The 12,156-nt window shown below is 46.5% G+C and carries 11 protein-coding genes; 5 read left to right on the forward strand and 6 right to left on the reverse strand.

Going from position 1 to position 12,156, the window contains the following annotated elements:
• Window positions 1–92: 92 nt before the first annotated feature.
• The 3 genes from QUB35_RS02150 (at window position 93) to cobT (ending at window position 2,368) form a co-directional block, all read left to right on the forward strand.
• Window positions 93–485 carry a transporter gene (locus QUB35_RS02150; protein WP_190737183.1) on the forward strand — a complete coding sequence of 131 codons (393 nt, stop codon included), beginning with the start codon at window positions 93–95 and terminating at the stop codon, window positions 483–485.
• A gap of 400 nt (window positions 486–885) precedes the next feature.
• Window positions 886–1,068: a hypothetical protein gene (locus QUB35_RS02155; protein WP_333138934.1), complete on the forward strand. Its 183-nt coding sequence runs from the start codon at window positions 886–888 to the stop codon at window positions 1,066–1,068.
• Between the two features lie 193 nt (window positions 1,069–1,261).
• Window positions 1,262–2,368 carry a nicotinate mononucleotide-dependent phosphoribosyltransferase CobT gene (gene cobT, locus QUB35_RS02160; protein ID WP_333138936.1) on the forward strand — a complete coding sequence of 369 codons (1,107 nt, stop codon included), beginning with the start codon at window positions 1,262–1,264 and terminating at the stop codon, window positions 2,366–2,368.
• Window positions 2,369–2,650: 282 nt separating this feature from the next.
• On the opposite strand, the gene QUB35_RS02165 is transcribed toward cobT, so the two are convergent.
• On the reverse strand, window positions 2,651–3,049 hold the full coding sequence (locus QUB35_RS02165) for a hypothetical protein (RefSeq protein ID WP_242715966.1): 399 nt from the start codon (window positions 3,047–3,049) through the stop codon (window positions 2,651–2,653).
• Window positions 3,050–3,647: 598 nt separating this feature from the next.
• Window positions 3,648–3,809 (reverse strand): hypothetical protein, encoded by a 162-nt coding sequence (locus tag QUB35_RS02170; protein WP_333138938.1) that lies wholly within the window; start codon window positions 3,807–3,809, stop codon window positions 3,648–3,650.
• 46 nt (window positions 3,810–3,855) lie between these two features.
• Here QUB35_RS02170 and QUB35_RS02175 point away from each other — a divergent pair, with 46 nt between their 5' ends.
• Entirely contained in the window at window positions 3,856–4,065 is a 210-nt protein-coding gene (locus QUB35_RS02175; protein WP_333138940.1) for a hypothetical protein, read from the forward strand.
• Entirely contained in the window at window positions 4,062–5,171 is a 1,110-nt protein-coding gene (locus tag QUB35_RS02180; protein WP_333138942.1) for an extracellular solute-binding protein, read from the forward strand. Before QUB35_RS02175 ends, QUB35_RS02180 begins: the two co-directional genes overlap by 4 nt.
• Window positions 5,172–5,515: 344 nt before the next feature.
• On the opposite strand, the gene QUB35_RS02185 is transcribed toward QUB35_RS02180, so the two are convergent.
• The 4 genes from QUB35_RS02185 to QUB35_RS02200 all read right to left on the reverse strand — a co-directional run bounded on the left by QUB35_RS02185 (window position 5,516) and on the right by QUB35_RS02200 (window position 11,601).
• On the reverse strand, window positions 5,516–6,046 hold the full coding sequence (locus QUB35_RS02185) for a hypothetical protein (RefSeq protein ID WP_333138944.1): 531 nt from the start codon (window positions 6,044–6,046) through the stop codon (window positions 5,516–5,518).
• Between the two features lie 301 nt (window positions 6,047–6,347).
• A complete protein-coding gene (locus QUB35_RS02190) occupies window positions 6,348–9,635 on the reverse strand; it encodes a PAS domain-containing protein (RefSeq protein WP_333138946.1) in 3,288 nt (1,095 codons plus the stop codon).
• Between the two features lie 323 nt (window positions 9,636–9,958).
• A complete protein-coding gene (locus tag QUB35_RS02195; RefSeq protein ID WP_333138948.1) occupies window positions 9,959–11,089 on the reverse strand; it encodes an aldo/keto reductase in 1,131 nt (376 codons plus the stop codon).
• A gap of 5 nt (window positions 11,090–11,094) precedes the next feature.
• A complete protein-coding gene (locus QUB35_RS02200; RefSeq protein WP_015176672.1) occupies window positions 11,095–11,601 on the reverse strand; it encodes a bifunctional nuclease family protein in 507 nt (168 codons plus the stop codon).
• Window positions 11,602–12,156: the final 555 nt, after the last annotated feature.

The raw sequence follows: 12,156 nt of genomic DNA on the forward strand, positions 1-12,156 counted from the left end.
TAGCGAACAAAACTCAATAAAACTTAATCAAAGCTGTTTAGGAGAGTTTGTTCCGGGCCATTCTCGATCTGTAGTATTATCTTGGTGAACTCATGAATAGAGGCGTTTTTCTGGTTTTGCTTGCTGCCATTTTGTGCAGCGTCCTGGGTCAATTTACTCTGAAGGCTGGAGCAAAAGTTTTAGGGCCCATCGGCGCTGCTAATTTAGTTGAAAAAGTTATAGCAATGGCTACTCAGCCTTTGATAATAGCAGGTCTTTCTCTGTACGCAATTTCTTCGATCGGTTTTATCGTAGTTTTGTCCCGCGCTAACATTAGCATAGTCTCGCCTTTACTGTCAATCAGTTACCTGTTTACTGTTTTGGGCGGCAAAATTGTATTTAACGAGCCGTTGCCACCGCTGCGGTTAGTAGGCGTGGCGCTAATTATGACGGGAGTAATTTTTGTACTCAGAGGTCAAGCAGGGGGTGCGCCAGGGGGCAGTTAGCGAGCCCTTTTAAGATTGACGCTTGAGTGCTGAATTGATAACTTAACTAAAAGGGTGCGTCTGAATGTTCTGTTATTAGATAGAGCCCAGGACTTACAACTTGTGGGCGAATCTTTTGAAAAATATAGAAAATGCAACTCTAGACAGGATTTGTGCAGGTACACTATATTTCTGCCTGCACAAATACGAAGGCTACTAATTGACACAATATGGCCTCACAAGTTGGTGAGGATTTAATTAAAACCGTATAAGTACGATCGCGGAAGTTTACAGAGATCGCGAGCGGCGAGTGAAAGACGATCGCGCCTGCGTCACCCTTAAAAATTTTAAGTACGACGGCGAGGAGAACTAAAATAATTAGTTAACTATCGCGTAAAATATGTAAATATCTCCTTTAACCATGATTATTGCCAATATTTACGCTCCCAGTCAAACCAACTACGGATTAACCGATTTCTACCATTTTTACATGAAGTTGCATACAAGAAAGATTCTGTTGAGAGGGCATCCCGATGGCAGCCAACTTCATAGGGCGATCGCCGTAAGTGCACAGGAGCAACAACTAAAAACCAGTCGAACCTAAGCTTTAAGGATCGGTTGCAAATGTTGTGGGGGCTCATAAACAGGACACATCATATCACGTCCGCTAGTACCGGGCTTGATATAAGGGGTAAGGGGTCAGGGATAATGGGCAAACGAATAACTAAAAACCAACAACTAAGAACTAACAAATAACTAATAATTAATTCCCAATTCCCATGACTAATGACTAATTTATGATTCATATTTATACCGAAATAGAACAGGGGCAGCGGTGGCTCGATCGCTATCGGGGACAAAAACCGATATTTGCCTGCGTGTTAGGATTTACCGCGACAGGCTTAATTCCGGGGATTTCAGCAGCAGGAGCAACCCCGCACGATCGACAATTTACTTGTTTAGCCGATGCAGAATTTTTGTATAACGGCCCCCAACCGTCGCCCCAATATCCTTTGCCGCCCCTAGAAGCGGGTGCCTCGCCGGTACTGATATCTCGCGCTGTAGTCGAAGCTTTGGAACTTCCCCTTTACCTATTTAATGCTGGTTTGCCCCTCCCACCTACCGTACCTGCAATTGATTTGGGCGGCACTCCGGCAAAGTGTCTGATTTCTGGGAATGCTTTAGAACTCGAAACAGTCAAACATTTGCTCGAACAAGGATTAATTTGGGGAGCTAAATTGGCTGCTCAAACTAATGGCAGCTATTTAATTTTAGGGGAGTGCGTAGTTGGGGGAACGACTACTGCTTTGGGCGTGTTAATGGGTTTGGGTATTGCAGCGGCGGGCAAAGTGAATAGTTCTCATCCTCGCTGCAATCACGCTCAAAAATTGGCTGCGGTGACAGCGGGACTCAATAATGCTGAGTGGGAAATTAACGGACAAAACAGCACTCCCCTGGAATTGGTAGCGGCGGTGGGCGATCCGATGCAAATAGCGGTGGCGGCAATGGCGATCGCCGCGAGTCGGACTTGCGGGGTGCTTCTGGCCGGGGGTACGCAAATGCTGGCAGTGTACGCTTTGATGCAAGCCTTAGCCCGTGAATATGCTCTACTATGGCGTCCCGAACAAGTCGCGGTGGGGACTACGCGCTGGGTGGCCGAAGACCCTACAGGAGACACTGTAGGACTTGCTAATGATATCGGCGGTGTGCCTCTGTTGGCCGCGCAGCTAAGTTTTGCTGGATCTCGCTACGGGCAACTGCAAGCTTACGATCGCGGCTATGTTAAAGAAGGGGTCGGTGCGGGAGCCTGTGCGATCGCCAGTGGCTTGGCTGCAAATTGGACTCCCACTCAACTCCTCCACGCTGTTGAAGCTTTAGCCTCGCGCTGTGACATTAAACATTAAGTAGATAGTTATAAGAATCGATGCCAGATTTGTGAACTTCTCTCTTTCTTCTCTTTCTTCTCTCTCTCTGCGTCCTCTGCGCCCTCTGCGGTTTGTAAAAAAATCTTGTCCACCAAAGAAATAGCCTTCCTATTTCTACACAATATCTCCCTTTCATGCAGTATTCCCCTTGCTAATTGGGGGAGATAAAAAACTCTATGCAATGAATCTATAAGTAGACGAGCATAAATCAACGCAATTTGTATTTTTTTTGAATTACTACCCGATCCCCGCTAGCAATATTTAATTAGGCCCGCCTAGATGTTGCGAGTGCATTCTTTTGGAGAGCAACTGTTCTTCCAAGGCGGCAATTCGATTGTAAGCTGCTGTTAGCTGAGCAGTTAAGCGCTGGATTTGAATCTCAGCGCTCAGCTCTTTTTCCAGGCTTTGAGAGTTCTTGTCGAAGTAGCTGTCATCTAACAGTATGTCTTTGTGTTCGAGGAGGCCATCGAGACTGCTGTAGCTTTGATAGGGCGAGGTTTGGTCATTTCCTAGCGTTCCAGAGCGATCGTTTCTCTGTTGCTGGGTCAGCTTCGTCTCCTTGGCCGACTCCAAGAGCTTTTCATTGAGGTTTTCTATGAGTTTGTAGAGGGCCTCGACTTGTTGGCTCAATACTGTAACTTGCTGGCGGAGCGCTTCCATACAATCATCCTTTGGCTCGTAACTTAATATCTTTACATTTTAGGTAAATCTTTACATAACTTGGATTTATCACTAAATTATTTAATTTTTGACTTAATTGTTGTGTTCCCAATCCTGACGGTAGATTTAGGGAGCCAGCTTGAAGATAATCGATCGGCATTCGTGGGTCGATTGTAGATTTTAGATTTTAGGTTTTAGATAGTCTTGGACACAGGAACCGGGTTGGTTAACCCCCATACTTCGTTCAAACCTTCAATCAGGGTTAAAAAATCTGGTTTATGAGAGTCGGATCGCAGAGCGTCCTATTAGATTGACTTCGCTCTCGTCAGTGCTTTCAGGATTCAGATCAACTCACATCTTGCACCATTCTCAAGAACGGGCTCTGGGGCCCGTTCCACAAAACATAAATTTTCTTGTGGAACAGGCCGAAAAGCCTGTTGCTAAAAGGCTAATTGAGAATGGTGCAACATATGAGATGAATGGATTTTGAGTTTTTTTAGTTATTAAGCTGTCGCCGATTTAAAAAGAATTTTTCACTTCGGTTGTGTAAAAAGCGTCATCCAACGGCAGATGGCAGCGCTCTCGTTGTTTCGTTATATTAAAAAATGTAACACAGATGCAGTCGATCGACCCGGCTGGCGAGCACAACTGGCTCAAAGTAACTTTTCGCAGAGAAATTAGGCGTTAAGTTGAGGGAGTTTTCCGCATCGGAAAGCTCGATCGACAAAGTAGAAGGTAAAATCAGGGAAGAGCCAATCAATTTTAGATTTTAGATTTTAGAATTGAAGAATTGAAGCATTGAAGCATTGAGCCCACGGATAAATTCGGGGGCTTGTATCCTGGATGCTTTGGGTCAAACAGACTCACAGCGCAGCAGAACCGAGTACAATGGCTCTGTGTTTGAAAAAGAAATAAGACAAATCGGCGCCAACTACCGGACTCGACAAACAATTATTTCCCCGGCTGTAGAACACACAACGATCGGTCAATATTTAGAAAAGCGGATTGACAGGTGAAACGAAGGTCTTTGCTATTGGGGGCCGCCACCCTAACTTTAAGTCAATTGGCGGCAGGGTGCGACTCGAAGCCCATTCTCAAAATTCGATCGCTCAAAAACGGTATTCCGGCCCAACTGGTAAGCAAATTTAGCCGCGATGTACAACCGTCTCCGCTTTTGCAGGTAACGCAAGAAGGACAATTAAAAGAATTATTCGCCCTGTTGCAGGAGTGGAAACGGGTTCCCGAATCAAAAAATCAAGCTAACTTGGTGATGTTGGGAGATTACTGGCTGACTTTGGCAATTAGGCAAAAATTGATTAAGCCGATCGATCCTGGTAAGTTTGCTAATTGGTCACAATTGCCCGAAAGATGGCAAAAACTCGTCAGGCGCAACGACGAGGGTAAATTAGATCCTCAAGGTAAAGTGTGGGCTGCACCTTACCGCTGGGGAAGTACGGTAATTGCCTATCGAACCGACAAATTTAAGGCTTTGGGGTGGACTCCGACAGATTGGAAAGACTTGTGGCGAGTCGAATTGCGCGATCGAATTTCTCTGCCGGACAGTGCCAGAGAAGTTATCGGTTTAACATTAAAAAAACTAGGGAAATCTTACAATACGCAGCAATTAGATAAAATCCCAAATCTTAAAAAAGAACTCGCAAATCTGCACCAACAAGTTAAATTTTATAGTTCGGACGCTTACCTGCAACCATTAATTTTAGGCGATACTTGGTTGGCAGTAGGTTCCTCTGGGGACTTGCTGCCGCTGCTGCAAACTCAAAAGGATATTGCTTTAGTAGTTCCGGTTTCGGGAACTGCACTTTGGACAGATTTGTGGGTACAACCAGCATCAGGGAATCCAGTTTCTTTAGTGGAAAAATGGATTGATTTTTGCTTACAACCTCGGGTTGCTCCTCAATTATCTTTGCTGGCTAAGGCTAGTTCGCCGATAATTGTCGGCATGAAACCCGAAGATTTGCCGGAAGCTGTTCGCACTAATTCTGTGTTGTTGCCGGATGCTAAGATTCTTGCTGCTAGCGACTTTCTGCTGCCTTTTGGGGATGCGGGGATTGCCCAATATCGATCGCTGTGGCAAGAAATTCGGCAAGTAGTGAAAAGTTAAATTACAGTCATCCCGCGAGCCCGCCAGGGGTTGAAACCCCTGTCTAATAGCTAAAGTCCTCTCAAAGAGGACTGAAGAACTCATCTCATTTCCGGTTACACTCATACATGATGTTGACTGTTGAGAGTTGACTGTTGACGCCGTGAACAGTCAACCGTCAACGCCGTGAACACTGAACTGGAATTTACTATTCCGATGCTAACGGATTTGATATCATTAGTCGTCTTCAGACGACTTTAGCTTTGAGGCAGGGGTTTCAACCCTTGCCGGACTATGGGTTTGACCTGGTTGTTGACACTCCCAAAGGCACGGCGCCGTGTCCTAACTCTTGTAGGGACACTAATCTAAAATCCTTTCACCCTTCCTCGAATACCCGGATTTGAGAGAGATTCTAAATCAATCCGACAGTTAAGCCGATCGCCCTTGCACGAATAAACTGCCAAAGCAGTGCCTTGACGGTTGCAAACTCGCACATTGTAACCATAATCGTTGGCGACAGTGCCAAAGCGGTTGACAAATTGATAGCGTTCCATATAATCGAGCAAACTCCAAAGTTGGCGGTTGACGATGAGAATTACCCAAGTATTGCCGGGATCGACAAACCAGCGATCGAGCAATTTTCCGCCAAACTGTTTTTGAGCTAACCACAGACTCGGCACGCTTTTTTCGGTTTGCGAAAGCGGGGGCGACGGCAAATTAGCAGCGTTGCCAGTCGGGCAAGCCGGCTGCTGGGAAAAAGCCGCAGATTGTCCCCACAGCAAGGCTCCGAGGCACGCAGAACAGGCGATCGGGAACAAAAATAAACTTTTTGTCAAAATGCCATGCCTGCGGGGAGAAACTTGATTTTCGTGGCGCATTTTGGGGTAATTCATCATATTCATCATATTATTAGACAAGATTGCATAAATCATTCATTGATACAGAAACCGCAGATGTAAGGCAGATAAACACGGATAAACGCAGATAATTTTAAATTACTCGTTACTAGGCTCCAGCCTAGTAATGCAGATCCGGAGGCTCTGCCTCCATGTTTCCAACCGAGGCAGAGCCTCTAGATTTATGTTCCCAGGCTGGAGCCTGGAAGTTAATTTTATTATTCTTCAGTCCGCGGCGGCGGACATTGTTTGTATAGTAGCGGTTTCAACCGCCGACTCTTCTCTTATTTCTGCAAAATTATTAAAATTCCGATCGCTTAAACAATGAAGCAGGCAGACACACAGCAAAAGTAGAGCCGCAATCTAACTCGCTAGTAACTTCAATATCGCCGCCCATCATCTGACAAAAACGCTGGCTGATAGCCAGTCCCAAACCCGTACCGCCGTACTTGCGAGTAGTTGAATCGTCAGCTTGAGTAAAAGGTTGGAACAGTCGCTCTTGCTGTTCTTGTGTCATGCCGATGCCCGTGTCCGTCACTCGGAAAATTAAAAAGTCTGAATCCAAAATTAACATTTGAGCAACTTTCGGTTGATATTTATTTTTTAATTCTTGACTGGTAATTCTTTCTAGAGTAAGCACGATCGCCCCATTAGCAGAAAATTTAGCAGCATTGCTGAGCAAATTCAGCATTACCTGCCGCACTTTCATCAAATCGCCGTGCATCGCGCCGATATTGTCAGAACTCAATACTTGCAAAGTATTGCCGTTTTTATCCATTAGCGGTTTGATAGTTGTTACCACCTCCTCGATTAAACCTCCAACATCGAAGCTTTCGAGGTAAATCTCCATCTTGTCAGCTTCAATTTTGGAAATGTCGAGAATGTCCTCTATCAGCCGCAGCAAGTGTTTGCCAGCAGTGCGAATTTTGTCTAAATCCGAGACTAGCTCTAAGTGGCCTAACTCTTCGGCATCTTCCACCAGTATATCGCTGTAGCCGATAATCGCATTCAGGGGAGTGCGTAACTCGTGGCTCATGTTTGCCAGAAAAGCACTCTTGGCGCGGTTGGCGAGTTCTGCGGCTTCTTTGGCCAACTGCCACGCTTCCTCCGCGTCTTTGCGTTCGGTGATATCCCGCAGTGTCGCCACTACGGCTTCGACGCTGCCGTCTGTCGCACAAACCGGGCTGAGAATGTACTCGTAGTCGCGGGTTCCCCAGTTGGCCGTGGGGACAATTACTTCGCCTTTCACGGGCTCGGCTGTGGCAAATATGCCGTGGCATTCTTGGTGAACCCGCTGCATAATTGTTGGCGACCAGCCTAATTCCTGCCAGGTTTTGCCAATCATTTGTCTGGGGTTCATGCCGGCAGCTTGAGCGGCGGTGCGGCTGACATAGGTGTATTTTCCCGATCGATCTACTAGAAAAATTAGGTCAAGAGAAGCGCCGAGAATGCCGTCAACAGTTCTGGCGTGTCGGGCTACTTGAGCCGTCATTTGTCTGACAGTGATGGCGCCGCGGACTCTGGCGGCCAGTTCAAACCGCAAGAGTTCGTTGGCTTGTTTGAGGAATAGGGTGCGCTGTTCGACTTCTATTTCTAGTTCTGCTTTGGCTTTTTCTAGGGTGACTTCGGCAAGTTTGCGATCGCTCACATCTGTAGAAATTGTACCGACTGCATAAGCTTTACCTTCGGAGTTGCAGAGGGGAAATTTCAGAGAAATATAAGTGTGCGGGCCGTCGTCTTGAGGGATGATTTCTTCGAGGGTTAGGGGCGAGGAGGATTCGAGAACTTTCAGGTCATTTTCTCGCAGGGCTGCTGAAGAGTCTTGGGGAAAAATATCGCCGTCGGTTTTCCCTGTTATTTGCTCTTTTGCGATGTCAAACAAATTGTCAAAATGGCGGTTTGTGAGCAGGTATTTTCCGTCAACATCTTTGATGTAAATCACTGCTGTTGAGTTGTCTAAAATCGCTTGCAGCAGTGCTTCGCTCTTTCGCAGGGCTTTTTGAGTGTTTTGGCGATCGAGTATTTCTGGCTGCAATTCCCAGTTGAGGCGATTTAAGTCTTGCCAAGCTTCCTGGACTAGATTTAAGGCGATCGCGCTTTTTTCTAGTTCTGTATTTTCTGTATTTACCTGTCGCGACTGGTTTGAGACGGAGTTTTCGGGCAATTCTAGGGGTTGGAAAGCGAGCGGGATGTGGGGATTTGCGATCGGGCGTTGGCGAAGCCCTCGAAGAGGATCGCCCGCCAATTTTTTATTATATCGAAAATCTACGGCTAATTGACCATCTAAACTCGATTTTTTGGGAAATAAATCGGGGAATTCGCCGAAATTTAAATTGTCATAAATTATATCAAATGTCCGCGATCGCTGCGGCAGTTCGGCGCTGGAGTTAAATGCCCAATTCCCGTCTGATGTTGATAAATCTGAGTTAGCGGGTTTAGCAATCCGGCGAGTGACGGCAACTCCCAAGGCGAAGGGGACAAGGGCAGCCGCAGACATTGCCAGCAGCCAGTTGTTGCCCCACCAAGTTTCGATCGAGGTTGTGGGGATGCCCCGCACTAAAATTACAGCGGGTTTTCCGGCTAGATTATTCAGGGATTTTGCTGCTACTGTATAAGCCTGATTCCCTATTTTTATTTGCTGAGCAACTGCTTTCCCATCGGCGGCGCGTGCAGAGATCAGTAGCGATCTGTCCATCCACTGTAAGTCGGGCAACCGTTGATTTTTCGTAACACTTTGTCCACTTACCAAGACATATTTGCCCTCATTAAGCGGTGCATAAATAGCGTAAAATCCGAGTGAATGGACTATTTCGCTACTGGCAACCATCGGGATTTGGCTCAGATTTGTTCCTAAAAATAAAGCAGCAATAACAGTCTGATTTTTGGGATGTTTTACGGGAATTTCTGAGTAATTCACAAGGACACGTTCGCTCAATCCCGTTTGCAAAGTTGGCAATTGTTTCTGATTTTCCGATTTAGCCAGAATTTTGCTGGGCGTAATTTGCTCTTTTTTTGCTAATACTTGATAGGCTAGGTTGCGAGGATTAAAACTTTGTCCCTCTTGGTTGAGATTAACGCTAACAATTATCTTCCCATCTTTCCCCACTAAAGCTGCATTGTGTATTGCTCCTGTTTTGACTTGATTTTCTAGAATTTGCTTGACAGATTTTTGCAAATATGATAATTTTTTGCCGCTGTTGTAAGCTAAGGCTGTTTGGGCGATGGTTTTGCTGTCAGAGGAGTTTTGCAAACGGTCGGCGGCGCGATCGAGTTTGAGATTATAGTTAATTTCACTAACAACTAATTCTGATTTAGCTTGATTTTGCCCTTGGATCAGTCCCGCTGTCAATATCATCCAAAGCGCCGCTCCTGCAAGTCCCAGTGGCAAGATTATTGGTACAACTAGGAGTCCAATTAGTTGTTTGCGGGTGAGAGACAAATTGTAAGTGCAAGGCATGACAACTGCTGCAAATCTGTCGGAACTTACTGCTGTAGTTGGCTGCGGACAATCTGACTGGAGGTTGTTTAAGTGAGTCTGAGCCATAGGAGTAGATGCTAAATCGGTAGTAGATGCGGGCTGCCCATTCATATAAACGATCAGAATTTTACTGTTTGAATTCTGCTGAGTCAGATTTTGTTATTTAGTTATTAGTATGCTGTCGGATGTTCTTGAAAGCCTGTTGGCAGTATTGATCCCCAAAAACAGAGGTACTTTTTCGCTCAATTTTAGGTTTTCACCCTGGCTCAAAAACCCGGATTTTTGCTTGCAGTATGTAAATTCACTTAAAAACGAGTTTAACCTAATTGTTGCAGGAGTTAAAGAAAAAACTTAGGCAGGGGAAGCCAAAAACCAAGTTTCTGTGCGGTATTTGGTGGCAGGTGCGATCGCCTTTTCCCTTCATCACCTTTTTTTCAATCCCACAACCGCCTGCCTGCTTTGCCGCCCAGTCGCTGGTGAGTATCTTTGAGCAAAGTTGGGATGTCTAACTCTTCGGGACACCGGGGCAAACATTCGCCGCAATCGGTGCAGCGGTTGCCTTTGCTGCCGGGAAACCAGTGTCCGGCATTTTCAAACATGGCGTAGCGGTATTTGCCAAAGTCAGTCATGTCGCACCCGACGGCGAGATTGCGGAGTCGCAATACTTCGGGAATGTTGATGTTTTCCGGGCAAGGCAAACAGGCATAGCACTGGCTGCATTTGTCGGTTTTCAAAGTTGCTGCAATAACCGATTCTAGCCGATCGAACGCAGCGATTTCGGAGTTGGTGAGGGGAAAGTCGCGATCGCAATATTTCAGGGGTTGCTCTAATTCTGTGGCATTTGCAGGGCCCACACTCAAAGTCCCAATCCTAGTATCGCTGAGTAAAAATCGATAGTTCAACTCTAAAGGCGAGAAAGGCGAGCACAATTGTGCGAGAGTTTCCGGGGGCGTGTAGAGTTGCCCTCCTTTATCTGCCGGGGAAATGATGAAAACGCCCATATCTTTGTCTTTGGCGAGTTCAATTGCCGGGGCGTTGCGCTGAAAAAAATAGTAATAATGCAGATTGACAAATTCAAACAAATCTGTATTGATTGCAGCCAAAATCAGATCCAGAGGCCCGTGAGTCGAAAAGCCGACGTGCCTAATGATCCCATCAGCCAGGGCTTTGCGTACAGCTTCCATGCAGCCTGTGGGATCTCGTACAATCGCCAAATGTTCCCAAGTATTCAAACCGTGAATTGCCAGACAATCGATATAGTCTAAATTCAGGCGTTTGAGGGATGCGTCGATGCAGCGTTCCATTGCTGCTGCATCCTCGGTTGGGGAAATTTTTGTAGTGACGTGGAGGCGCGATCGATCGACAGACAAACCCGCCGAAAGGGCCGCGCCAAGATATTCCTCGCTGCAACCGTAACCTGCAGCCGTTTCCAGGTGATTGATTCCCTGAGACACTGCCTGTTGTACAGTCTGACAGGCAGTTTCCTCAGAAGCCAAATAGCGCATGGTTCCCAAGGAAAATACAGACAGGTGCAACTCCGTTTTGCCAAACCGTCGATAGCGCATAAAGTTTAGGAAGTTTCGCCCGGGCCCAAGCCACTTCTCTTAATCAAATCCTCTGGACGGAGGTTTGAGATAAATTCCCGGAAGGCCCGGCGTTCTGCCTCATCAGCATCTCGATCGACCGGTATCGAAGCATCGGCGACGACTTCTTCCATCACCCAGATGGGGCAGTTCGTTCGCAAGGCTAGGGCGATCGCGTCGCTAGGTCGGGCATCGATCTCTTTTTTAACTTCTCCCTGACGGACGATCAGCACGGCATAGAACGTGTTATCTTGCAGCGAGTGAATAACTATGCGCTCCAAGGTAAGACTCCATGCCTCTAAAAAATTGACCATCAGATCGTGAGTTAAGGGCCGAGGAGGCTTGTGGCCTTCGATCGCGCTAATAATAGCCTTTGCTTGCTCCTGACCGATATAAATAGGCAAAGCCCGTCGCTCAGTAGCGTCTCTCAATAGGACAATAGGACTGCGCGTGGCTGCATCTAAGGCAATTCCAGCGACTTTCATTTCAATCATAAAAATGCTCGGTAAGTGGGAAACTCAGAGACTTTAGTCCTGAGAGGGAAACAACATGGGCGGTTTCAACACATTCGACTACGCTCAGTGAGCACCACCTTGAATCCCCTTTCCCCTTTCGGGGGTAGAGGGGTATGGTTGCCCCTCTTTGGAGATATGGTTGTCTCCGGCTCCCTTTCGGGGTAATGTTCGCTTGTCGGTCAATGTTATGAGAGCTTGTTAGACTTGCAACACTGTCTCAGTGACCTTAAGACTGTTTAATTGCAAATGACAGAGCCCAAAACTAGCGTCGCATTCAAGGAGTGTCGTGACTCAAATAACGTAGCCAGTTAAGGCTGAGGCCCGTCAGCACAGCTTGCTTCGATTGCTCTTACAAGCTCAGTCCCTGGTTTTAGGGCTGGGTTACTGACAGAATTAAGAAACTGCAAGGCGGTAGAAAACTCGGACATAAAGATGACCTAAATCCAGTATGACTCGATCTTCGCCTGAATCTGCAACTGATCTGGGACTATCGATTTTAGATTTGAGATTTTAGATTTTCGATTGACTCCGGGG

The sequence above is a fragment of the Microcoleus sp. B13-B6 genome (assembly GCF_036705405.1).
Classification (GTDB): Bacteria; Cyanobacteriota; Cyanobacteriia; order Cyanobacteriales; family Microcoleaceae; genus Microcoleus.

What these genes read in the sequence shown, in the direction of transcription:
- QUB35_RS02150 (WP_190737183.1), top strand. Translation starts at nt 93, where the DNA reads ATGAATAGAGGCGTTTTTCTGGTTTTGCTTGCTGCCATTTTGTGCAGC.
- QUB35_RS02155 (WP_333138934.1), top strand. Translation starts at nt 886, where the DNA reads ATGATTATTGCCAATATTTACGCTCCCAGTCAAACCAACTACGGATTA.
- cobT (WP_333138936.1), top strand. Translation starts at nt 1,262, where the DNA reads ATGATTCATATTTATACCGAAATAGAACAGGGGCAGCGGTGGCTCGAT.
- QUB35_RS02165 (WP_242715966.1), bottom strand. Translation starts at nt 3,049, where the DNA reads ATGGAAGCGCTCCGCCAGCAAGTTACAGTATTGAGCCAACAAGTCGAG.
- QUB35_RS02185 (WP_333138944.1), bottom strand. Translation starts at nt 6,046, where the DNA reads ATGATGAATTACCCCAAAATGCGCCACGAAAATCAAGTTTCTCCCCGC.
- QUB35_RS02190 (WP_333138946.1), bottom strand. Translation starts at nt 9,635, where the DNA reads ATGAATGGGCAGCCCGCATCTACTACCGATTTAGCATCTACTCCTATG.
- QUB35_RS02195 (WP_333138948.1), bottom strand. Translation starts at nt 11,089, where the DNA reads ATGCGCTATCGACGGTTTGGCAAAACGGAGTTGCACCTGTCTGTATTT.
- QUB35_RS02200 (WP_015176672.1), bottom strand. Translation starts at nt 11,601, where the DNA reads ATGATTGAAATGAAAGTCGCTGGAATTGCCTTAGATGCAGCCACGCGC.